Genomic DNA, 25,490 nt, shown 5'->3' with positions numbered 1-25,490 from the left:
CCTCTATGTTTTTGTAACCTTATTTTTTAGATGCAAAAACGTAATAAATATACCGAAATAGAAGATTTTTTATCTGACGAATCATTCCAATCGTGGGTTTTATCCAAAATTGATGAAGATGGCTGGGAAGAGTGGACTTTAGAAAGCCGCCAGCGCGCTAAATTAGTTGAAGATGCACGATTACTGCTTTTGGCAATGAAAGTTCCTGAAAATAATCTTTCAAGCTCTGATATTCACAGAGCGCTGCACAGTACCTGGATTAAAGTTAGAGATAAAGAAAATCAAAAAACTTTAGAGAATTTAAAAGTTAAGTTTTTCCGCAGACGATTTCTGTCTGGCGTAGCAGCAACATTATTTTTTGGTTTTATGGCTGTGTGGTTTTATAACAGCTATTTTAAAACCGAAAGCACAGTTGTAACTTACAAAGAACTTATTGACGAAAACAGCGAAGGATTAGTTGAGCAAACTAATAATTCTGACAAACCTCAAATTATTACCTTATCAGACGGCAGTTCTGTATTACTGCAGCCTAACAGTAAATTAAGTTATCCTAAAATCTTTACCGGAAACGAAAGAAAGGTGTATTTATCCGGCGAAGGTTTCTTTGAAATTAGTAAAAATCCCCACAAACCATTCTTCGTTTATGCAAACGAAATTGTTACCAAGGTTGTTGGAACTAGTTTTAGAGTTAAAGCTTATTCTGACCAGCCTGATGTAGAAATTCTTGTTCGCACCGGTAAAGTTAAGGTAAAGTCAAATGAACTGGTTGCTAAATCTGATGAAGAAGAAATTATATTATTGCCTAATCAGGCGTTACGATTTTTGCGAAGCGACTTAAAGTTTAATAAAATCACCAATATTACACAAGATGCAGCTTTAACCCAAAGTGTTGGAAATATAGAACAGTTGAGTTTTGAATTTAATGATATTCCGGTTTCGCAGATTTTTGAAACAATAGAGCAAGCTTACTTAGTAAATATCGATTATCCAAAAAATAAATTAACTGACTGCCACTTAACAACATCATTAAGTGATCAGCCTTTAACAGAAAAACTAAAGATTGTCTGTAAAAGCATAGGCAATAATACCAGTTTTGAAATGAATGGGAACCAAATAATTATTACCTCAGACGGTTGTAATTAATATTTTTTAGTGTAACTGTAATTGCACCAAAAATACCCTTGTTTCTAATAATAAATTTTTCGAAGTAAAGCCTTTCATTTCTTAGTAGAAATGTAATTTATTTCACCAAAATAATAACCAAAAACTAAACTCAACCAGAAATAACTAAATGCCTATGTAAAAATGAATACCATAAAAAAAGTGCCGAAATGCTGTAACATTATCGACACTTCATTAAATCGAATTTCTCTCTGTAAAGAGTTATTCATACGTTTCTTAAAATACACTCGAATCAGTATTAATCAAAACAAATCAAAATTATGAAAAAACCAGTTGTTAAACAACGATTACTCCATAGAATCATGAAAATAACACTATTTCAGTTTGTCTTAGCACTTGTGTTTTCAAGCTTTGCAGTGGCAAATAATGTAAATGGGCAAAAGAAATTAGATACCAAAGTTACAATTACAGTTGAAAATTTGACTCTTGATAATGCTTTGTCTAAAATTGAAAAGTCTGCACATGTAAAGTTTTCGTATAACTCAAGACTTCCTCAGTTAAGCAATAAAGTAAGTATAGAGGCCAATCAGGAAACGCTTTCAAGTATATTGAGCAGAGTTCTGGTTCCATTTAATATTACATTTTCAGAAGTAAGCAATCAGATTATTTTGCAAAAAACTGCCAGTGCAGATCCATTTGCAAGTGCTGATAACCATGATACACTTTTTGAAGTATTAACTGCAGGTCCAATTATCAAAGGTAAAGTTACAGACCAGTCAGGAAGCCCGCTTCCGGGAGCTACAGTTATGGCAAAAGGTACTAAAATAGCAGTATTAACAGATTTTGATGGTAATTTCGTTATCGAAATGCCTGCAAATTCAACAGGACTTATCATTTCTTACGTAGGTATGGACACGAAAGAAATTGGTATAGAAAATACTACTCCAACCGTAGTACTTAGTGAAGTAGGACAAAACTTAAAAGAAGTTGTAGTAACAACAGGTTACGAAAAAACATCAAAAAGAACCTTTACAGGAGCAATCAGTAAAATTTCTGGTGCCGAATTAAAAGTTGATGGTGTTGTTGACGTAAGCAGAATGATTGAAGGTAAAGCGGCAGGGGTTACAGTACAAAACGTTACAGGAACATTTGGTACAGCTCCAAAAATTACAGTTCGTGGATCATCTTCAATCTTTGGAGACACAAAACCATTATGGGTTATTGATGGTGTGGTTCAGGAAGATATCATCAATATGTCATTTGCAGATTTAGCATCTGGTAACTCAGAAACATTATTAAGTTCATCAGTTGCAGGATTAAATGCAAATGATATTCAAAGTATTGAGATTCTTAAAGATGCATCGGCAACTTCTATCTATGGTTCAAGATCATTAAACGGAGTTGTAGTTGTAACAACAAAACAAGGTCGCAGAGATGCTCCGTTAAAAATTACTTACGGTTTAGAGCAAACTGTTAGAGCGGTGCCAAACTACAGCCAATATGATATTTTAAATTCTCAGGAATCTATGAGTATTTTAAAAGAAATGGAACAAAAAGGATATTTAGATTTACCTTCAACAGTAAACGGAAGATACGGTGGAGCTTACAACATTTTAGGAAGAGCAATCAACACTTACGTGCCAGAAACTGGAGGATATTTAGTAAACAATGATCCTGTAAGCCGTAACAATTTCTTAAAAAAATACGAATTAGCAAATACAGACTGGTTCAACGTTTTGTTTAGACCATCTATTACACAAAACCACTCTTTAAGTTTTTCTGGTGGTGGAAAAAACAACACATTCTATGCGTCTTTAGGATATTACACAGATCCGGGATGGACAATTGCTGATGATGTAAAACAAATTTCAAGTAACATTAAAGGAACATTTTATGTAAACGATAAATTGAATATTACATTATCTACATTAGCATCTATTCGTGATCAGGGAGCTCCTGGAAGTTACGAAAGTGAGAAAGATGTAGTTTTTGGAAAAGTAACTCGTGATTTCGATATCAACCCATTTAACTATGTATTAAATACAAGCAGAACATTACGTCCTTATGACGAAAATGGAAACTTAGAATACTACAGAAACAACTGGGCTAAAATGAATATCATCAATGAGTTGAAAAACAACTACATGGAAATCGAAGTAAAAGATATCCGTTTCCAGTTAGATCTTGATTATAAAATTACGCCGCATTTAACCTATAACTTAACAGGTTCAGCACGTTACGCAAACACAAGCCGCGAACATAAAATTTTAGAAAACTCAAACGTAGTGGGTGCTTACAAAGCTGGAACTCCAGATGGAGAAGACGGTGTAAACACACTAGTAAGAGATCAGAATATTTTCTTATACCAGGATCCAAATGATTTAACAGCGCCAAAAGTTTCTGTTTTACCAAACGGAGGTTTCTTAAGGAAATTTACAAACGACATGACATCTTATAACTTAAGAAATAGTGTTAACTATAGAAATGTTTTTGCAGACAAGCACGAAGTAGAAGGTTTATTTGGAACAGAGATGAGAGTTGTAGACAGAACAAGCGATCAATTTACAGCTGCAGGTTTACAATATGACAGAGGTTTAACAGCTTTTACAGATCCAAGAATCATTGAGAAAATCATTAACGGAGGAGATTCTTACTACGGATTTAATGAAGAAAAAGAAAGAACAGTAGGTTTCTTCGGAAAAATTGGATACACATACGATCGTCGTTATACAGCTTCTGTAACAGGACGTTATGACGGATCTAACAGACAAGGAAACAGCGATTCTTCAAGATGGTTGCCAACATATACTTTTAGTGGAAAATGGAACGTTGCCGAAGAAAGCTTCATGAAAAATGTAGAATCAGTAAATACTTTAGCAGTTAGAGCTTCTTACGGTTTAACAGCTACTGCAGGACCAGCAACAAACTCATTGGCAATCTACAAAAGTTATGTTACAGATCGTTTCAATCTTGATGACAGAGAAACTGGAATTAGAATTGACGAATTACAAAACAGTGATTTAACTTGGGAAAAACAATTTGAAACAAACATTGGTCTTGACCTTGGAATGTTCAATAACAGAGTACAGTTAACAACAGATGTTTATCGTCGTAAAGCATTTGACTTAGTTGATTATGTAATTACTTCAGGAATTGGAGGACAAAGAATCAGACAAGGAAACAATGCCGATATGGAAACTAAAGGTTTAGAGGTTGGTATTACAACTAAAAACTTTGACAACAAAGATTTTAAATGGTCTACAACACTTAACTTTTCTGTTTACCACCAGGAAATTACAAAGTTAGAAAACACGCCAACTGCATTCGATTTAATTGATGCAAACGGAGGAAACACAGTTGGACACCCAAGAAACTCATTGTATTCTTACCAATTTACAGGTTTAAATAATCAAGGTCTTCCAACTTTTATTTTACAAGACGGAGCAGAAAATAATATTACAGATGCTAACTTTCAGGATAATTTAAATGTTACAAAATATCTTAAATATGAAGGATCAATCGAACCAAACAAATCTATAGGTTTAGCAAATACTTTTACGTATAAAAACTGGTCATTGTATGTGTTTTTTGTTGGATCAGGAGGAAACAAAGTTCGTTTAAACCCTGTGTATGATAGTACTTATGATGATTTAACAGTATTTACAAAAGATTTTACAAACCGTTGGATCAATCCTGGAGATGAGAATTTTACAAATATTCCGGTTATTGCAGACAGACGTTTAAATGCTAATTACGGTGGAGAACGTACACTTGCAAGAGCTTACAATACATATAACTATTCAGATGCTCGTATTGCAGATGGTGATTTCATTCGTTTGAAAAACATTTCATTAAGCTGGGAATTCCCTAAAGATTTCAAGAAAAAATTGGGACTAAGCACTTTTACATTAAAAGGTTCTGCAGTTAATCCTTGGTTACTTTACTCTGATAAAAGATTAAACGGACAGGATCCTGAGTTTCGTAATTCTGGAGGAGTTGCTTTACCAGTAACATCTCAATACACCTTTACTTTAAACCTTTCATTATAATAGTCAGAAACATGAAAAACTTAAAAATAGCATTATCCCTATTAATACTAATAAGTGTTACTAGCTGCGATGATTTCCTTTCGGAAAAACCAGATAACAGAACAGAAATTGACACACCTGCAAAAATCTCAGAATTACTAGTCCAAGCCTATCCGCAAATGAGTTATTTTGATATTGCAGAAACAATGTCAGATAATGTTTTTGACAGCGGAATGCCAGAAACATTAAGAAAAAATGAGCAAAGTTATAACTGGGATATTCAAACAGAAACAACAGATATAGACACTCAGGCTTACTATTGGGATGCCTGCTACACTGCAATTGCACACGCTAATAAAGCATTAGAAGCAATTGAAGATTTAGGAAGCCCGGCAAGTTTAAACCCGCAAAAAGGAGAAGCATTAATTGCAAGAGCATATTCTCATTTTATGTTAGTTTCACTTTGGTCAAAACGTTATAATCCTGCAACTGCTGCATCAGATTTAGGAATTCCTTACGTTACAAAACCAGAAACTGAATTAGTTACAAAATACAAACGTAATACAGTAAAAGAAGTTTTTGACTTTATTGAAAAAGATATCGAAGATGGTTTAAAAATCGTAACAAACGATTACAAACAACCAAAATTCCACTTCAATGTAAGCGCTTCAAAAGCTTTTGCCAGCAGATTTTATTTAATAAAAGGTGACTGGGACAGAGTACTTGAATTAACAAGCGATTTAGGTTCAAAACCAGTTGGAAAATTAAGAGATTTTGCATCTTATGATTTATTGAGCGCCGTTGATCAAAGATTAGCTTACGCAAGCAGTGATGCCGAAACAAATTTATTAATCGTTTCAGCAAATTCAATTGTAAGCAGATCTTACTATTCAAACCGTTTTTACCTTTCGGGAGCAAGATATCCAGATATTTTTGGTACAGCAACAAGTTTGTTTAATAAACCTTGGTTATACAATTTTTACTCATCAAACAGCAGTATTACAGTATTCCTTCCTAAATTTTATGAGTATTTTAAATATTCAAATGTAACAGCAGGAATTGGAGATCCATATGTTGCAGAAGTTTTATTAAGCAATGATGAGTTTTTCTTAAACAGAATCGAAGCTCACGTAATGAAAGGAAATATTGCAACAGCAAACGACGAGTTAGAATATTTTCTATCAACAAGAACTGTAGGATATGTGCCAACAGACAAACTTACAGAAGCAAAAGTGGTAGCTAAATATCCGGTAATTGCAGATGAGTACACGCCATTTTACACAATGACGCCAGTACAAACATCTTATGTAAAAGCAATTGCAGAAACAAGACGTAGAGATTTTATACACGAAGGAATGAGATGGTTTGATGTAAAACGTTTTAACATCGTAGTAAATCACGAAACAACAAACAAACCGGTAAACACATTAGTAAAAGATGACAACCGCAGAGCAATACAAATTCCTTTGCACGCATCAAATACAGGTGTCGAATTAAATCCTAGATAATCTTTAAAATTAAAAACTTATGAAACTATTCAAATACAATAAAATTATCGTTATGGCCTTGGTTTCGGCAGCTTTAATTTCATGCGGAAGCGATGATCAGCCGGGAGAAAGCCAGTTAGACTTTACACAGCCAACAAAAACAGCTTTAGATAATTGGATTACCACTACATATTTAAACCCATTTAATATTAATGTACAATACAAATGGAACCAAAATACAGTAGATAACAGCCGTTATTTATTTCCGCCATTAGTCGAAAAAGTACAGCCGGCACTTGTAATTGTTGAAGAAATTTGGTTAAAAAGTTACTCAACAATTGGAGGCGCAGATTTCGTTAAAAAAATCGCGCCAAGAGAAATTGTTTTAGTTGGAGGAGTAAACTTAAACAGTGTAGGAACCAGAACTTTAGGTTTAGCCGAAGGAGGACAACGTGTTACATTGTTTGAAACAGATTATATCGATCAGTCAGATCGTGCAAACGTTTCAGAATTTATACATACAATTCAGCACGAATACATCCACATTTTGAATCAAAACAAACCTTTTGACGAAAAAGCGTGGGCTGCAGTAACGCCTGTAGGATATACTGCAGACTGGTATAATTATGATATTCCGGAATCAAACGAAATCGGATTTATAACATCTTATGCAAGATCAAACATTAATGAAGACTTTGCAGAAACAGCTTCAATGATTTTAATTTTTACAAAAGCAGAATACGAAGCATTTTTAGATGGTATCGAAAGTCCTTTTGCATATCAGGCATTAAAAACAAAAGAAGCCTTGGTAGTAAAATATTTCAAAGAAGCATTCAACATGGATTTTTATGCTTTAAGAGACGAAGCTGAGAAAAACACAACTGCTGTAATAAACAACTAACACAAGTATCATGAAAATAAAAAACATATATAAGTATTTATTTGCAGCTATTTTGATACTGCATTTAAGCAGCTGTAATAACAATACAGATGCCGATCAATTATTTGACGAAACGCCTACAACGCGTATCAACAATCAAAAATCCGAACTTAATACTGCATTACTTTCATCACAGTTTGGTTGGAAAGCAGTTTATTTTACAGATAATACAGTTTTAGGCGGATATACACACTTGTTTAAGTTTGCACAAGATGGAACTGTAGAAATGGCTTCTGATTTTGATGCAGATACTAATGTATACAAAAGTGAATACGCTATTCAGCTTGGAAGTACAGTAAGTTTAACATTTACTACAAAAAACAGAATTCACCTTTTATCTGAGTCAGATAATTATCCAATTCCGGCATTAAGAGCAAAAGGATATTTAGGAGATTTTCAGTTTTTATACTACGGACAAGAAAACGGAGAAATTATTTTTAAAGCAAACAGAAACGGTACAGAAATTCGTTTTGTAAAAGCAACTGCTGATGACTGGGCAAAATTGCCTCAGAATTTGGTAATGGAGCAAAACGTTATTGGAAGTGACGATAGACCACTTTTTAGATTATTAGAAACTACAGACGGTACAACAACGCACAAATTCGATTTTTCTTTTAGCGAAGTAACTCGTTTTGCAGAGTCAAATTCTATTGAAACTGGTTATTCTATAAGCTACAATATGGGTGTAGGATACACGCCAACCGGAATTGTAGTAAGCCCGGCTGTAGAAGTAGGCGGACAAAAATTATCAAATTTTGTGTATAATGATGCTGACGGAAGCTTTACAGCAACTGGAACTGGAGGAGTTAAAGCTGAAATTAAATATTCTAATAAGCCATTGATCATTACAGATGATTATAAAAACTTCCTGGATGGTAAGCCGCAAATGGTTATCAGTTTTATTACTGCAAACCTTTATACAGCGCCAACAACGTCTACATACTTTAAAACATTATTTGACGCTGCAAATGCTACATTACCGGCAAACCAAAAAATAACCAGAATTCAAATTTATTTCAATTCAGCTTTTGGTAACTATATCGAATATCGTTTCGCAGGCGGAAGACCAAGCGTTTATCACAACTTTACAACAAGTGCAGATGATACAAACAAACGTATTATTCTAACACACGATTCATGGGATAACGGATCAGCTTATATTCCGGCTCCGGCTTTCTTAAAAAATCTTGATGATGAATTCTTCAACGCAGCAGGACTATATTTGAAAAAAGAAGCATTTAAAATCCAGTTTACAAACAACATTTATACAGTCACAAGTTCTACGAATAACTTTAGAACAACAACATATCAATTATAGTAATTTTTAGTTTTAATTTTTATTTTGGAGAAAGCAGCTCATTCATTTGAGCTGTTTTTTTTCTAATTAAATTATAAAAAACAATGAAAAAGTACCTTACACCAATAAATATTATTTTCGTTTTATGGGGGTAATACTTCAGGCAGTATCATGGTTCTACCCAGATTATACAAGATATTATCTATATATTTCGATAATAGTAATTATACCTTTTGCGATTGTTACTTTTATAAAGCAAAAGGAAAAAGACAGAATAGAAGGAACAAAAGAATTTCAGGCATCCATTTATAGAATGTTGTTTATGGCTGTAGTTCTTGGAGTTATGTATTTTGTTACATACCAAAATCACATATAAAAAATTTAGTTTTGATTTTATTTTGAAGAAAGCAGCTCAATTTATTGGGCTGTTTTTTGTTTCCAATAAAAAGAAAATTCTGAATCAAATTTTGTATCACAAATTTTATTAAACGCCCAAATACTCTATATTTGTAATTCAAAAAATAAAAACGAATACCTTAATATGAAATTACTAGAAGGAAAAGTAGCAATCATTACTGGCGCAAGCCGCGGAATTGGTAAAGGAATTGCAGAAGTTTTTGCTAAACACGGAGCAAACGTAGCATTTACATACAGTTCATCTGCTGCATCTGCAGAAGCTCTTGAAGCTGAGTTAAATAGTTTAGGAGTTAAAGCAAAAGGTTACCAATCTAACGCAGCCGATTTTAATGAGGCACAAGCTTTTGTTGATGCTGTTTTAGCAGATTTTGGAACAGTTGATATTTTAATTAACAACGCCGGAATCACAAAAGATAACTTACTTATGCGTATGTCTGAAGCTGATTTTGACCAGGTTATTGATGTTAACTTGAAATCTGTTTTCAATATGACAAAAGCAATCCAAAAAACTTTCTTAAAACAACGTGCAGGTTCTATTATCAATATTAGTTCTGTAGTTGGAGTTTCTGGAAACGCTGGGCAGACAAACTACGCAGCTTCAAAAGCCGGAGCAATTGGTTTTACAAAATCAGTAGCTTTAGAATTAGGTTCTCGTAATATTCGCTGCAACGCAATCGCTCCAGGATTTATCGAAACAGAAATGACTGCAAAATTACCGGAAGATGTAGTAAAAGGATGGAGAGACGGAATTCCGTTGAAACGTGGCGGAACTACTGAAGATGTTGCAAATGCATGTCTTTTCCTTGCTTCAGATATGAGTGCATACGTTACAGGACAAGTTCTTAATGTTTGTGGAGGAATGCTTACTTAATAGTTTGCAGTGTTCAGTTTTAAGTATTCAGTAAATATAGTCTGATAATAATAAAGAGAACACATTTGTTATAATTCGATTTCTAATGCTGATCACTAAAAACTGATTACTGAATACTAAATAAATATGACTACAAACACGATTTTATTATTATTACTTTCTTTAGTAATAGCGGGTGGTTTGTCGTACTTTCAATACTTTTATAAAGCCAAAAACAAATCAAATCTGATTTGGTTTTTGGCTTTTTTACGTTTTCTGGCCATTTTTGGATTATTGGTTTTATTGATAAACCCGATAATTTCTAAAAGTTCGCTCGAAATAACTAAAACACCTTTAGCAATTGCTGTTGATAATTCAAGTTCAATAACAGCTTTAAAATCAGATAAAAAAGCAGTCGAATTATATCAAAAGCTAATTTCAAATCCAGCTTTAAAAGAAAAATTCGAAATTCAGTCGTATCAATTTGACGACGAATTTAAAACTTCAGACAAATTTGATTTCAAAGGAAAACAAACCAATTTAGATGAAGTTGCCAGGAATTTAAAAAGCATCAACAAAAATCTGACTTTCCCAACCGTTATTATTACCGACGGAAATCAAACTACAGGAAACGACTACGTTTATAGATTCGATCCTGCCAATAAAGTTTATCCTTTGGTTGTAGGAGATACAACCACGTTTTTTGATTTAAAAATAAATCAGCTTAACGTAAACAAATACGCATTCCACAAAAATAAATTTCCCGTTGAAGTATTCCTGCAATATGCCGGAGACAAAACCACAACTGCAGGTTTTACAATTTTGCAGGGAAATTCAGTTGTAGCAAAAGAGAAAGTTTCTTTTTCGCCATCTAAAAAAACAGCCACTTTAAATTTGCTTTTACCAGCAGATAAAGTCGGATTACAGATTTTTAGAGCGAACATTTCATCAAACGCAAAAGAGAAAAACAGCTATAATAATATCAAGAATTTTGCCGTCGAAATCATCGATCAAAAATCAACAATTGCAATAGTTTCAGCAATAAATCACCCGGATATTGCTGCTTTAAAACGATCTATAGAAGTTAATGCACAGCGTAAAGTAATCTTGGTTAAACCAAATGATATTAATCTGTTACAAGAAGCTTCGGTTTTGGTTTTATATCAACCGACTTACGCTTTCAAACAAATTTTTGACAACAATAAAGCAGCCGGAAGAAATACCTTTATCATAACCGGAAACAACACCGATTTTAATTTTCTAAATCAGCAGCAAAACAATTTAATCTTCAAAATGAGTGGACAGGTTGAAGATTATTTATCAGAATTTCAATCGCAGTTTAATTTATTTGCAATCGATAATATTGGTTTTGAAAACTTCCCGCCATTGCAAAACGCATTCGGAACAATTTCAACAAACGGAAATGTATCCGTTTTACTTTCTTCAAAAATTAGAAACGTTTCTACCAATGCGCCTTTATTGGCTTTCGCCGAAAATCAAGGAAAACGAACTGCTTTTCTTTTAGGAGAAAACAGCTGGAAATGGCGTTTACAAAGTCATATCGACAATCAGTCATTTGAAAAGTACGATGTTTTTGTAGATAAGATAATTCAGTTTTTGTCAACATCAACTTCAAAAAAATCATTGGTAGTAACACACGAAAGTTTTTATAATTCAGGAGAAGAAATTGTAATCAACGCGCAATACTTCAATAAAAATTATGAGTTTGACGAAAAAGCAAGACTAACAATCACTGTTACAAATGCCGAAACCAAACAAGCTAAAAACTACGATTTATTAAAAGGAAATAATTCATTCTCTGTAAACTTAGAAGGATTAACAGCCGGAAAATATAATTTCACCGTAAAAGAATTAAACTCAAATACATCGTATTCAAGTCATTTTGAAATCTTAGATTTTGATATCGAAAAACAATTTGTAAATCCTGATGTTTTAAAACTGAAACAATTAGCATTACAAACCAACGGAAAAGCTTTCTTCGAAAATCAAGCACAAGATTTAATCAATACACTTTTAGAAAACAAAGAATACAAATCAATCGAGAAAAATATTTCCACCAAAACTCCAATAATTGATTGGGTTTGGTTATTGATTTTGATTGCTGCTTTATTAACGACGGAATGGTTTGTTAGGAAGTATAATGGGTTGTTGTAGTTTTATATATATTATTATGTGAAGTCCCTACGGGACAAAATTGAATTTAAAACAATTGTTTTTCTACCGATATTTAATCTCTACGAGATTTACTTCGTTAATTTTTTTGCTGTTTTTTTGTTAAATAAAATTTTATCAAAAAGATCAACATTATAAAAAAAACTCCGTTAGGAGTTTCAGGTCGGTAGAAAAAAATATAATCAAACCAAAATATTTGTCCCGTAGGGACTATAGAATTATTAGGTTAAAATTTTGAGAATATATTAGTAAACTCCATTAGGAGTTTGATATCGGTAGAAAAAATATGATCAATTAAATAAATTTGTCCCGTAGGAACTATACTAAATTTAATTTCGTGTAAATTCGTGAAATTAGTGTTTCACATTAAATAACAATATGGATTTCAGGCTAAAAGTTTTCTACACCGTTGCGCTCCGCCTTAATTTTACTAAAGCGGCAACCGAATTGTATATTACACAGCCGGCAGTTTCGAAACACATTCAGGAACTCGAAGAAACCTACAAAACCAAATTATTCGAACGAAACGGTTCTAAAATCGCTTTAACTCCAGCCGGAGAAATTCTTCTAAAACACACCAAAGAAATCTTCGAAATTTACCGTGAAATCGATTTTGAAATGAGTTCCTTTATCAGCGAACGCCAAGGTTTACTGCGATTAGGTGCAAGTACCACAATTTCGCAATATATTATTTCTCCAGTTTTGGCCCATTTCCACCAAAAACAAAAAGACATAAAAGTCAATTTGTTAAACGGAAATACAGAACAAATCGAAAACGCTTTAATCAATAAAGAAATCGAAATTGGAATTGTCGAAGGACAATCAAAAAATCAATCCATAAAATACATTCCGTTTTTAAAAGACGAACTGGTTTTAGTCTGCAACAGCAATAATCCATTTGTAAAACAAAATGAAATTTCAGTAAACGATTTAAAATCAATGAAATTTATAACCCGCGAACGCGGATCAGGAACACTTGAAGTTATAGAATTTGCCCTAAAAAACGTTGGTTTAAAATTCTCTGACCTGCAAATCGAAATGCAGTTAGGAAGTACAGAAAGCATAAAATCATATTTATTAAACTCAGATTGTTTTGCTTTTATGTCTATTCATGCAGTAAGCAAAGAATTGAAAAACAAAGAATTAATTGTCTTAGATATCGAGAAATTAGCAATCGAAAGACATTTTTATATTATAACCTTATTAGGAAAATCTGATCCTTTATCAGAGTTGTTTATTCAAAATATTGCTAATCATTATAACTTGAAGTTATAGCCGATTGTATTTTACGATTGGCGATTTCCATTTAATCGACGGAACTTTGCAGAGTAAATATCAATTACTCTATTTTGAAAACGAAACAACATTCCGCATCACATTTATTTGAAATAAATCATTTTTTGCAGCAGTTAATTTTTGCTCTTGTAATCTTGTTATGTTTATTTTCGATAATTTCCCCGCCAGTTGCTTTATTACTTGGCGTTATCATAGTGAATGTGTTCGGAAATCCATTTGTAGAATTCAACAGCAAAGCCATAACTTTTTTATTGCAGTTTTCAGTAGTAGGTTTAGGCTTCGGAATGAACGCATCAAGCGCATTTTCAGCAGGAAAAGAAGGATTTGTATTGACTATATTTTCAATTTTCAGCACCTTAATATTTGGTTTCCTATTAGGAAAATGGCTTAAAACCGAGAAAAAAACATCACATTTAATTTCATGCGGAACAGCAATTTGCGGAGGAAGTGCCATCGCAGCAATATCTCCTGTAATAAAATCAAATGAAAATCAGACTTCAATTGCTTTAGGCGTAATATTTATACTAAATTCAATTGCGTTGTTTGCTTTTCCATTTATTGGACATCAGCTTGATTTGTCTCAAAAAGATTTCGGATTATGGTGTGCCATTGCCATTCACGATACAAGTTCTGTAGTGGGCGCGGCCAATAAATATGGGGCAGAAGCCTTGCAAATCGCAACAACCGTAAAACTGGCCAGAGCTTTATGGATTATTCCAATTTCACTTTTAACAGCCGTTATTTTCAAAAATAAAAACTCAAAAATAAAGATTCCTTATTTTATTGGTTTATTCGTTTTGGCAATGCTTATCAACTCTTACGTTCCGCAAGTATCGATTATTGCACCGCATATTGTAAATCTGGCTAAAATTGGTTTAACCATTACGCTGTTTTTAATTGGAGCAACTTTAAATGTAAACACTTTAAAATCAGTAGGAGTAAAGCCTTTGCTTCAGGGAGTTTTTCTTTGGATATTTATTGCAGGCTTAAGTTTAGTATCAATTGTTTTTCTAAATTAAAATTAAGATCAAAAACAATAAAGAATTGCTTAATGAAACTTGACAAAAAATTAAAGACAACAGCTTAATAAACTTAATGTCTTAGTGGTTAAAATGTTAGATTATCATTTTACATTAGAAAACTTTACAACAGGATTACCAATCAATTTATATGATTTTCCCTTAAAAGAAAAACGTCTTTCGATCTCAAAATTAAATGATTTTTTAGTTTTTGCCATTGCAGCGATTTCATCCGGAGGTGTAACTTCAAACTCATCATCAGCTTTTGCCGCTTTACTAAATGATCCGCTGGTTTTAATAATGATATCTCTAAAATGTTTTTTAGCCCCATCATCTACAACACTATAAGAACCAGACCATGTTATACTGGAAACATTGGTTAACTGATAATTGTTAGCTTCCAATATTGGCTGATATTTACCATCAAAACCAGCAACAATATAAAGATAACCTTCAAAAGGACCGCCTGCACCACCATTTACGTGCAATAATGTAAATGCATATTGATCTTCACCAATTTGCAAAAGTTTAGGTTTTGGAGATTGTGAAAAAGCACCAAAAGCAGCAACTGCAGGTTGAAAAGATCGCATTTCCCAAGCATTACCATTTTTGGCAAATTTTGCCAAACCTAATAAACCGCCAGAAAAACGTCCGGTTTGTAAACCGTCAGCATCATAATAAGAATGATTAAAAGCCAAGATTTTGAATTGGTTTCCTTTAGAATTAGAATAATCAATATTAGCAAGAAGTCTGGTGGCAACGCCTTCGCTGTATGGAAATAATTGATCACCTTCAACGCCATTTACATCAGTAAAAGGTAAAGGTTTGCAAGTTTTACATTTCCAGCTTATAAAAGTATTGTGATCAGAAAGCTTGTACAACTTTCCTGGAAACAGCTTTTGCATTGTTTTTACCCCGTCAATTGGGTCTTGCATTTTGAGAACCCGCTTAGGATTAAGAATAGTATCGTTAACATTTTTTAGCTCTATATCAGCTTCTTGAGCGAAACAAACAGAACTAATAAGAAGTAAAAAAAATAAATGTATATGGCGCATATTTATAAAACTAAAGTCACTAACAAACTTACAAATAAAAATCTTTAACATGAACTTATATCACTTATATGGTTCAAAAACTTATAAAAGTTAAATTAACATATTCTTCAAGGGTAATCTTTTAAATTATCTTTAAATACGGTAACTTTGCCTTCCAAATACAAAAACAAAATGAAAAACTTCAAAATGAGGCCAAAGTTAATCGCATTATTCGCATTAATTATTGGTTTTTTTACTTTATCATGGGGAATTGTAGGCCATGAGAGAATTAATAAAGCAGCTGTAATGGCTTTACCACAACAACTTCAGGTTTTCTTTTACAACCACATTGATTTTATTACGCAGGAAGCATCGGTCCCGGATATTCGTAAATATGCTTTAAATTATAAAGACGAAAATCCAAGACATTATTTCGACATGGAAAACTTTGGTTCTGCTGACAGTATTCCGCAGTCAATGGAAGCCGCAAAGAAAAAATACGATGCTAAATTCCTGAATGATAACGGAATTTTACCTTGGTATATTGAAGATATGATGGCAAAATTAACTAAAGCTTTTAAAGATAAAAACAGAGCAGAAATTTTATTTCTTGCTGCAGATTTAGGTCATTATATAGGTGATGCGCACATGCCGTTACATATTTCTGCAAACCATGACGGACAATTGAGCGACCAAAAAGGAATTCATTCTCTTTGGGAAAGCAGACTTCCTGAATTATTTGCTAAAAATTACAAACTAAATGTTCCTCAGGCAGAATATTACACAGATGTTCACAAAGCAATCTGGGATATGATCAACGATACCCACAGTTTAGCGCAGCCATTATTAGATATCGATAAAAAATTAAGAATTTCAACGCCGGAGAATCAGGTTTTTAAAATGGATGCTGACGGAAAAGTATTGAAAAGTAAATACAATACTCCAATTTTCTCTGATGAATATGCAAAGAAATTAAACGATCAGTTAAACGGAATGGTTGAAAACCAAATGAAAAAAGCCATTACTGCAACTGCAAGTTTTTGGTATACAGCGTGGGTGAATGCTGGAAAACCAGACCTAAGCGATTTAGATTCACCAGCAGTAACACAAAGAAACAATCAAGCTTTAAAAGACGATTTATTATTGTTTAAAAAAGGAGATTTATTCGGATTGAAAAATCAGAATGATTGAATTTTTGTTTCAGGTTTAAAGTTTCAAGTTAAAGCCTCAAATTCATTTAGAATTTGAGGCTTTTTGTTTTTAGTTGGAATTTCAAAAATTGGAATTTCAAATTTTGATTTAAATTGTCGATTTAGATTGCGTAGACGCACTGCAGTGCGTCTCTACGATTAGTTCATGTGAATCAATTCATGTGAATCAATTCATGTGAATCAATTCATGTCAATCAATTCATGTCAATCAATCCATGTCAATCAATCCATGTCAATCAATTCATGTCAATCAATTCATGTCAATCAATTCATATCAATATATTTTACACACAACGATTATGTAGAGACGCACAGCAGCGTCTACGTCCAGTATATCAAGAACGGATATAAAAAAATCTGTTTAAATCTGCCAAATCTGCGTGCCATCAACCACATTTGGAATTTGGAATTTCAGAATTGAAATTTTTACTTCTGATATTTCTTCTCCTTCAACAAAAACGAAGCAGATTGATAATAAGAAATAGTTTCATTAACCAAATCTACATTGTGCTTTTTCAATGGCATTTCATCGTACTCAACCTGAAAATCAGATGAAACACTATCTTTTGGATCTAATTTTAAAGCAAATTGTTTTACCTCTTGTTTAGGCGATAAAATAGTTAAAACATTATCCTTTATTAAACCCAAATCCTGATAAGTAGCAATAAAAGCCCTTGGTTTATACGAAGGTTTTAAAACATCCTGTCCGAAAAATTTACTGTCGTAATCAAAATGCAATAAACCGAAAAGCGTAGGCATAAGATCAATTTGTGACATTAATTTATTGCATTTTTCAGGTTTTTCATTCGGCGTATAAATAAAAGCCGGAATTCTGTATTTATCAAGCGGAAGCTCTGTTTTTCCCGCACTCGAAGCACAATGATCAGCAACAATTACAAAAACAGTATTGTTGAACCACGGCTGTTTTCGAGCCATATCAAAGAATTTTTTAAGCGCATAATCAGTATATTTTACACCGCCGTCACGAGATTTAATATCGCCCGGAATATCAATTTTATTGTTTGGATAAGTAAAAGGCCTGTGATTACTCACCGTCATAATATGATTAAAGAAAGGCTTATTTTCTCCAGCTTCAGCATTCATCACTTTAATAGCCTTGTTGTACATATCCTCATCACAAACGCCCCAAACATTTGAAAATGTGATTTCTTCTGGAGAAAAGCTAGATTTATCGACAATTTGATAACCGTTCCCAGAATAGAAATCCTGCATATTATCAAAAAAAGCATCTCCGCCGTACATAAATTTCACGTTATATCCTTTCTGTTTAAATACAGAACCGGTAGAAAATTTGTTCTTATTGTCTTCACGTTTTACAACACTTTCTCCGGCAGTTGGTGGCAGACATAAAGTAACAGCCTCAAGTCCGCGTACAGTTCGGTTTCCGGCAGCATATAAATTCGTAAACTGCAGGCTTTTTTGAGATAAACTGTCTAGAAACGGCGTTATATTTTCTTGATTTCCATAGGTTTTCATAAAATCGGCACTTAAACTTTCAATCGTAATTAAAACCACATTTTTATGACTTTCGAGAGAATCGCTGGATATTTTTTGAATTGTATTTTCTCCGGAAATATTCGGAAATTGTTTCTTCAAAATAGTAAAAGCTTCCTGATTAGGCAGTGTTTTGTAAAATTTGAAGTAATCTAATTTGTTGTTTTCAAAAGCCAGATAAAACTTATACAATCCATTAGACTGCAATTCGTTTACAAATACATTTTTAGAATTTTCGGTCTTCGCCAAAGTTGGAATCGCAGCAAGCGAAATGAAAAATAAAACCCAGTAAATTCCAGAGATTTTTACTTTTTCAGTAAAAGAAGGAATTTCGCTAAGATAATCCTTAGACCTTTTTACTATAAAATAAGTAACAATCCCGCTAACCAGAAATAAAGCCGAAAATAAAGGAATTACAGGATAAGACTGCATAATATTTCCAATAACTTCATTAGTGTAAATGAGATAATTAACCGCAATGAAATTGTATTTTACCCCAAATTCATTCCAAAAGAAATATTCACTTAATCCGTTTTGCAGGATTAGTAAAACATATAGAAAAACGACAAACGAATAAAGCCAAAATCTTAGCTTCGTTCTGTATTTTGGCAGTAAAAGAAAAAGTGTAAATAAAATTGTTTTTAATCCAATAAAGATCAAAACAATTCTAGGCAAAGCACCTCCGTATTCGTCAAAAATGCTTTTTCCCGAAGCCGTATATAAAAGTAATAAACTCAAAAAACCTAAAATAACATACCCATACGGCTTTCTATATTTAGATTCTGAAAGAAAAATGAGATACAGCCAAAGAAAAACCGAGGCAATCACGAAAACAAAAAAATCTGAAAGTAATCCTAAACCAAAAATTTTCAAGCTTTCTAAAAACTTAAAAGAACTTTGCGTTATTGGATGAAAAATCAAAACAATTCTCAAGATAAAACTTATAGAAAAATAGAAAATTGCCAGATTATAAAATGGAGATAATTTTTTGAAAGAACTCATGGTATTTTATTTTCTGCAAAATTAATTTCGATTAATTAACAACAGATGAAGTTCCCCTTTTACCTTACTTATTCTATACTTAATGTTTGCTTAAGATTACGTATTTTAACCTATTGTTATGATTTTAAGAGGTTAAAAGTCTTAAAAGCTATATCTTTGAAGAGGAAAAGAGATATTAATCCTGGATCAAAATAATACGATATGCACATTTTAATTGTTGAAGATGAGTTAGGAATTGTTCAGTTTTTAGAACAAGGACTGCGCGAAGAAGGATATAAAATTACAACCGCAAATGATGGATCAAAAGCATTTGAATTAACTCAGAACCATAAATTTGATTTAATTTTACTCGATTGGATGATCCCTAAAATCAATGGTTTAGATTTATGCAAAGCAATCAGAATTAAAGATCAAAAAACACCCATAATTTTTTTAACCGCAAAAGATACCGTTCAGGAAACTATAGAAGGATTGAAAGCTGGTGCAAATGATTATATTAAAAAGCCTTTTAGTTTTGAAGAATTAGTAGAAAGGGTTAAAATTCATTTTAGAAATAGGGGCGGAAGCGAAACACTTTCATTAGGAACGATTAAAATTGACCTTTCCAAACATATTGTTTTAAAAAATGATGAAGAAATCGCTTTGACACAAAGAGAATTTGAACTTTTGACTTATTTAATCCAAAATAAAGGCAAAGTCTGCACACGAAATCAGATTTTAAAAGACGTTTGGGATATTAATTTTGAATACGATACCGGCGTAATTGATGTTTTTATGAACGCCATTCGTAAAAAACTCAAATTAAAAATAGAAGAAGATTATATCAAAACCATCCGCAGTGTAGGTTATATCGCTAATGACTTATAAATGAACCAGCTTTCCTTTAAAAACAGAATTGCCTTAAACTATATTATAACTACAGGTTTGTTGATTTTAGTGGTTTTTTCGGTTATATATTCTATCGTAAAACATACTGTTTACAGCCACATCGACGAAAATATCAAAGTTGAAATTAAAAACCATTTAGAAGAAATTAAAGTACAAAATGGCAAAGTAATTCTTATTGATGAAGAAGAATGGGAAGAGCGTGAACACAATACAGTAGATGTAAATCCTGTTTTTGTGGAGTTTTTAGATTTGAATAAAAAAATTATTGAAAAAGCACCAAATTTAAAGACACAAGTACTTGAATTTCATGATTCTGTAGAAGATTATGAATTGTTTGATACCAAAATGGGGAATAATGCCATTCGGCAAATTCAGGTTAAATTAAATGTTCAGAACAAACCGATAGGCTATATTATTGTAGCAATGTCGCTGTCAGACTCAAAATTGGTATTAAACAACTTATTTGATATCATGTTTTTATCGTTTTTAGCGATTTTAATAGTGTTGTTTTTTCTGGCCAGATTTTTTGCAGGAAGAAGTATTAAGCCTATAAATGCCATAATTAATACCTCAAAAATTATTACAAAAGATAATTTGAAAGCGCGGATTCCGCTGCCTAAAACGCGAGATGAATTGTATACACTTTCCAAAACCATAAACAATTTATTAAACCGAATTGAAGATGCTATTGAACGTGAAAAACAATTCACTTCTGATGCTTCACACGAGTTAAGAACGCCTTTAACCGTTATTAAAGGAACACTTGAAGTACTTATTCGTAAACCCAGAGATAATAAGGAATACGAGGATAAAATAAACTATTGTATAAATGAAGTTGATCATTTGAATATGCTCGTAGATCAGCTTTTAACAATGGCCAGATTTGATAATCAAAAGCAGCAGATTAATACAGAAAAAGTATATTTAAATGCGATAATTTTAGATGTTTTAACCCTGAATTCTGAGAAAATAAAAAGTAAAAAACTAGATGTAAAATTTGATGCCGGAACAGATTTTTATATTCAGTCTGATTATTTTTTAATCATTACCATTCTTAGAAATATTATTTCAAATGCAGTAAAATATACAAATCCAGATGGAGAAATTTCGATTTTGCTATTTAAAGAAAACAATAAAATAGTTTGTAAAATTTCTGATAACGGAATTGGTATTGCCAAAGAAGATTTAGAAATGATTTTTAACCCATTTTTCAGGTCCAATTATACAGAACATCCAGAAATTAAAGGAGTTGGTCTGGGACTTTCTATAGTAAAAAGAATTACGGAACTGCTTCATGTTAAATTTAAAATTGAAAGCGAGATAGGAGTAGGAACAACAGTAATTTTGGCTTTCAACAAAGATTCGGAAAACGTTTTCGTAAATTAAAAATTTTCAATAAAAACAGTACTTCAGATTTTTTTTAACAATAAACTATCGTTAAGTTATATTAAAAATTGCTTTTTTATGAAATTAACTAGTATATTTGCAACCGAATCAAAGAATTATAAAACAAACCAAACAATGATTTCAAATCAATTACATCATCATCATTTTCATTATTGCTCTCAAGCGATGTGTTAATGGTATGCATGTAAATCATCATATTTTAAAACCCGTTTGAGTACATCAAACGGGTTTTTTTATAACCAATTCTTTGTACTCAAACTATTAATCTAACAAAAAAAGAAAAATGAGTACTTTAAAAATTGCAATTCAAAAATCGGGTCGTTTAAACGAAGACAGCATTCAAATCCTAAAAGACTGCGGTATTTCAATCAACAACGGAATCGATCAGTTAAAAGCCGAAGCTTCAAACTTTCCTCTTGAAGTTTTATACCTAAGAAATTCAGATATTCCGCAGTATTTAATTGACGGAGTAGTAGATTTAGCGATCGTTGGCGACAACCTTTTAGTAGAAAAAGGAAAAGAAATTGAAGTTGTACAGCGATTAGGATTTTCAAAATGCAAAGTTTCTGTTGCCGTACCTAAAACCTTCGAATACAATTCAATTCAGGATTTAGCAGGTTTAAGAATCGCGACTTCTTACCCAAATACAGTTAACGAATATTTCAATTCTTTCGGGTTAACAGTAGATATTCACCAAATTTCAGGTTCTGTAGAAATCGCACCAAATATTGGTCTTGCCGATGCAATTGTCGATATCGTTTCAAGCGGAAGTACCTTATTCAAAAATAACTTAAAAGAAGTAGAAGTTATCTTAAAAAGCGAAGCAGTTCTTGCCGTTTCACCAAAAGTTTCTCCTGAAATTCAAAAGCACATCGACACCTTAAAATTCAGAATACAATCGGTTTTAAGAGCGAGAAATTCAAAATATATTTTGATGAATATTCCAAACGAGAAAATCGACGCAGTTGGAAAAATCCTTCCGGTTTTAAGAAGTTTAACCGTTTTGCCATTAGCGCAGGAAGGCTGGAGCAGTGTTCACTCTGTAATTGATAAAGATACTTTTTGGGACGTAATCGACCAATTAAAAGAAGTTGGAGCCGAAGGAATTTTAGTTTGCCCAATTGAGAAAATGGTATTGTAAAAGCAAAATACCAATTTTTAAATTCCAAATTCCAATTCTCGGCAACAGCTTTGCGAACTTAGCGTTTTCTAAGATAAAGAACAGTAAAAAACCTTGCGAACTTTGCGGTAAAAAATAAACACAAAGTTTAGTGGTTAAAAAAAATACAAGCATGAATAAGATAGACAATCCAAAACCAGATACCTGGTCTGAAATATTAAAAAGACCAACCCAAACAATTGACGATATTGAAGTTACGGTAAAAGAAATCTTCAGAGAAGTTCAGAAAAAAGGAGATGAAGCCGTAGCAAAATACACTTCAATTTTTGACGGAATAACTTTAGAGAATTATGAAGTTACTAAAGCAGAAGTAAATGAAGCAATTGCATTGATTCCGAATGAATTAAAAGAAGCAATTCAATTAGCAAAAGACAATATCTACAAGTTTCACAGCACTCAAAAAACAGAAAGGATAGAAGTTGAAACTATTGAAGGTGTAAATTGCTGGCAGGAAAAAAGACCAATTCAAAAAATAGGATTATATATTCCGGGCGGAACAGCGCCTTTGTTTTCAACTGTTTTAATGCTGGCAGTTCCGGCTGAAATTGCAGGCTGCAAAGAAATTGTGTTGTGTTCGCCTCCAGATAAAACAGGAAAAATAAATCCGGCGATTTTGTATGCTGCCAATTTGTGCGGTGTAACTAAGATATTAAAAGTAGGCGGAATCCAGGCAATTGCAGGAATGACCTTTGGGACAAAATCAATTCCAAAAGTTTATAAAATTTTCGGTCCCGGAAATCAGTTTGTAACCGTTGCTAAACAATTGGCAACACAATTTGGAGTTGCAATCGATATGCCGGCCGGACCATCAGAATTGTTAATTGTTGCCGATGATTCTGCCGTTCCAGCCTTTGTGGCATCAGATTTATTATCGCAGGCAGAACACGGAACAGATAGTCAGGTAATTTTAGTTTCGACTTCTAAAAAATTAATTGACCAAGTTGAAAAAGAAATTCAATCGCAGTTAGAAGTTCTTCCAAGAAAAGCAATCGCCATAAAAGCAATCGAAAACTCAAAATTAATTTTTGTTGAAAATGATCAGATCGCTTTAGATTTAATCAACGAATATGGTCCGGAACACTTTATTATCTGCTCAGAATATGATGATTTTTACTGCAACGGAATCGTAAATGCGGGTTCGGTTTTTATTGGGAATTATACTCCTGAAAGTGCCGGAGATTATGCTTCTGGAACGAATCACACTTTGCCGACAAATGGTTATGCTAAAAATTACAGTGGTGTAAATCTGGATAGTTTTATGAAATCAATGACTTTTCAAAAAATATCAGAAAAAGGAATTCAAAATATTGGAAAAGCGATTGAAATTATGGCTGAAGCCGAAGGTTTACAAGCGCATAAAAACGCAGTAACACTTCGTCTGAAGTCCTGCGAGGTTTCTAAAACCTCGTAGGTTTAAATAAATTTTCGATTTATAACCTTAATGAATAATACCTACAAGGTTTTGAAAACCTTGCAGGAGCAAAACTTAGAAAATGAATACTTTCGATATAAACACAATTACACGTGAAAACGTAAAATCTTTAAAACCGTATTCGTCTGCAAGAGATGAGTTTGAAGATTTTGATACCGCCGAAATGATTTTTTTGGATGCCAATGAAAATCCGTTTCAAAATGGCGTAAACCGTTATCCGGATCCGCAGCAGAATTCGGTTAAAGCAATTTTAGCTAAAAATAATAACACAAAACAAAGTCAGATTTTATTAGGAAACGGAAGTGACGAAGTTTTGGATTTGATTTTCAGGGCTTTCTGTGAACCAAAAACGGATAATATTATTACGCTTCCGCCAACATACGGAATGTACAGCGTTTTGGCGAACATAAATGCGATTGAAAACAGAGAAATTCTGCTTACAAATGATTTTCAGCCACAAGTTGAAAAGATTCTGGAAGCTGTTGATGAAAACACAAAAATCATCTTTTTATGTTCTCCAAATAACCCAACCGGAAATTCTTTTTCTGATGAAAGCGTCGTAAAACTGCTTCAAAATTTTAAAGGATTAGTGGTTATTGATGAGGCTTATATTGACTTTTCGGAAAAAGAAAGCTGGCTTACAGAAATTGACGAATATCCAAATTTGGTGATCACACAAACTCTCTCAAAAGCGTACGGTTTGGCGGGAATTCGTTTAGGGATTTGTTATGCATCAGAAGCTGTTATTTCGGTTTTGAATAAAATAAAGCCGCCGTATAACGTAAACGAATTGACACAGCAAAGAGCAAAAGAACGTTTAAAAGATTCTGAAAAAATAAAACAGGAAATAGTTTCTATTATTGAACAAAGAGAAGAATTACTTAAAGTTTTACTTGAAGTTGATTTTGTAGAGAAAGTTTATCCAACAGAAGCTAATTTTATTCTGGCAAAAGTGGATGACGCGAACAAAAGATACAATCAATTAATTGAAAAAGGAATCGTAATTCGAAACAGAACAACACAGCCTTTATGTGAAAACTGTCTTCGTTTTACAATTGGGACAAAAGAAGAAAATGCTGCTGTAATTAAAGAATTAAAGTTGTTGAATTAGAAAAGTTATAGGCCACAGATTACACAGATTAAACGGATTATTTTTTATTTTGTTTGTGTTT

18 protein-coding genes are annotated in these 25,490 nt (G+C 32.7%); 16 read left to right on the top strand and 2 right to left on the bottom strand.

All coding sequences use genetic code 11. The features are described from left to right. Positions 1–30 precede the first annotated feature (30 nt). From FLAPXU55_RS18670 to FLAPXU55_RS18625, 10 genes are all read left to right on the top strand, one after another. On the top strand, positions 31–1,143 hold the full coding sequence (locus tag FLAPXU55_RS18670; RefSeq protein ID WP_180860161.1) for a FecR family protein: 1,113 nt from the start codon (positions 31–33) through the stop codon (positions 1,141–1,143). 299 nt (positions 1,144–1,442) lie between these two features. After that, positions 1,443–5,171, top strand: coding sequence for a SusC/RagA family TonB-linked outer membrane protein (locus FLAPXU55_RS18665; protein ID WP_180860158.1), 3,729 nt, complete (start codon positions 1,443–1,445; stop codon positions 5,169–5,171). Positions 5,172–5,182: 11 nt separating this feature from the next. Then, positions 5,183–6,658 (top strand): RagB/SusD family nutrient uptake outer membrane protein, encoded by a 1,476-nt coding sequence (locus tag FLAPXU55_RS18660; RefSeq protein ID WP_180860155.1) that lies wholly within the window; start codon positions 5,183–5,185, stop codon positions 6,656–6,658. Positions 6,659–6,677: 19 nt separating this feature from the next. Then, complete coding sequence (locus FLAPXU55_RS18655; protein ID WP_180860144.1) at positions 6,678–7,538, top strand: substrate import-associated zinc metallohydrolase lipoprotein; 861 nt, start codon at positions 6,678–6,680, stop codon at positions 7,536–7,538. A gap of 10 nt (positions 7,539–7,548) precedes the next feature. Next, positions 7,549–8,895 (top strand): DUF4302 domain-containing protein, encoded by a 1,347-nt coding sequence (locus FLAPXU55_RS18650; RefSeq protein ID WP_180860141.1) that lies wholly within the window; start codon positions 7,549–7,551, stop codon positions 8,893–8,895. A gap of 124 nt (positions 8,896–9,019) precedes the next feature. Further along, on the top strand, positions 9,020–9,250 hold the full coding sequence (locus FLAPXU55_RS18645) for a hypothetical protein (protein WP_180860138.1): 231 nt from the start codon (positions 9,020–9,022) through the stop codon (positions 9,248–9,250). Between the two features lie 165 nt (positions 9,251–9,415). Further along, complete coding sequence (gene fabG / locus FLAPXU55_RS18640; RefSeq protein WP_026729795.1) at positions 9,416–10,162, top strand: 3-oxoacyl-[acyl-carrier-protein] reductase; 747 nt, start codon at positions 9,416–9,418, stop codon at positions 10,160–10,162. Positions 10,163–10,288: 126 nt separating this feature from the next. Next, a complete protein-coding gene (locus tag FLAPXU55_RS18635) occupies positions 10,289–12,316 on the top strand; it encodes a hypothetical protein (RefSeq protein ID WP_180860135.1) in 2,028 nt (675 codons plus the stop codon). A 396-nt stretch (positions 12,317–12,712) separates the two neighbouring features. Next, complete coding sequence (locus FLAPXU55_RS18630; protein ID WP_180860132.1) at positions 12,713–13,609, top strand: LysR family transcriptional regulator; 897 nt, start codon at positions 12,713–12,715, stop codon at positions 13,607–13,609. A gap of 74 nt (positions 13,610–13,683) precedes the next feature. Beyond that, complete coding sequence (locus tag FLAPXU55_RS18625) at positions 13,684–14,649, top strand: YeiH family protein (protein ID WP_180860129.1); 966 nt, start codon at positions 13,684–13,686, stop codon at positions 14,647–14,649. Positions 14,650–14,753: 104 nt separating this feature from the next. On the opposite strand, the gene FLAPXU55_RS18620 is transcribed toward FLAPXU55_RS18625, so the two are convergent. Next, on the bottom strand, positions 14,754–15,584 hold the full coding sequence (locus tag FLAPXU55_RS18620) for a hypothetical protein (protein ID WP_235992099.1): 831 nt from the start codon (positions 15,582–15,584) through the stop codon (positions 14,754–14,756). Between the two features lie 291 nt (positions 15,585–15,875). Here FLAPXU55_RS18620 and FLAPXU55_RS18615 point away from each other — a divergent pair, with 291 nt between their 5' ends. Further along, on the top strand, positions 15,876–16,874 hold the full coding sequence (locus FLAPXU55_RS18615) for a zinc dependent phospholipase C family protein (RefSeq protein WP_180860123.1): 999 nt from the start codon (positions 15,876–15,878) through the stop codon (positions 16,872–16,874). 446 nt (positions 16,875–17,320) lie between these two features. Here FLAPXU55_RS18615 and FLAPXU55_RS18610 read toward each other — a convergent pair whose 3' ends face one another. Further along, entirely contained in the window at positions 17,321–19,411 is a 2,091-nt protein-coding gene (locus tag FLAPXU55_RS18610; protein WP_180860120.1) for an LTA synthase family protein, read from the bottom strand. 201 nt (positions 19,412–19,612) lie between these two features. On the opposite strand from FLAPXU55_RS18610, the gene FLAPXU55_RS18605 reads away from it, so the two are divergent. The 5 genes from FLAPXU55_RS18605 to hisC all read left to right on the top strand — a co-directional run bounded on the left by FLAPXU55_RS18605 (position 19,613) and on the right by hisC (position 25,429). Further along, positions 19,613–20,278 carry a response regulator transcription factor gene (locus tag FLAPXU55_RS18605; RefSeq protein ID WP_180860117.1) on the top strand — a complete coding sequence of 222 codons (666 nt, stop codon included), beginning with the start codon at positions 19,613–19,615 and terminating at the stop codon, positions 20,276–20,278. After that, positions 20,279–21,685 (top strand): sensor histidine kinase, encoded by a 1,407-nt coding sequence (locus FLAPXU55_RS18600; protein ID WP_180860114.1) that lies wholly within the window; start codon positions 20,279–20,281, stop codon positions 21,683–21,685. Between the two features lie 304 nt (positions 21,686–21,989). After that, positions 21,990–22,847 (top strand): ATP phosphoribosyltransferase, encoded by an 858-nt coding sequence (gene hisG / locus FLAPXU55_RS18595; RefSeq protein WP_053471449.1) that lies wholly within the window; start codon positions 21,990–21,992, stop codon positions 22,845–22,847. Between the two features lie 151 nt (positions 22,848–22,998). Next, the gene (hisD, locus tag FLAPXU55_RS18590; RefSeq protein WP_180860111.1) at positions 22,999–24,297 is read left to right on the top strand and encodes a histidinol dehydrogenase; all 1,299 of its coding nucleotides are present in this window, start codon (positions 22,999–23,001) and stop codon (positions 24,295–24,297) included. 82 nt (positions 24,298–24,379) lie between these two features. Beyond that, positions 24,380–25,429, top strand: a complete 1,050-nt coding sequence (hisC, locus tag FLAPXU55_RS18585) for a histidinol-phosphate transaminase (protein WP_180860108.1) — start codon at positions 24,380–24,382, stop codon at positions 25,427–25,429. Positions 25,430–25,490 lie beyond the last annotated feature (61 nt).

The organism is Flavobacterium panici (assembly GCF_903819335.1).
Lineage (GTDB): Bacteria > Bacteroidota > Bacteroidia > Flavobacteriales > Flavobacteriaceae > Flavobacterium > Flavobacterium panici.
The sequence above is the reverse complement of the archived record's forward strand: the minus strand, read 5'-3'. Positions and strand labels throughout refer to the sequence as shown.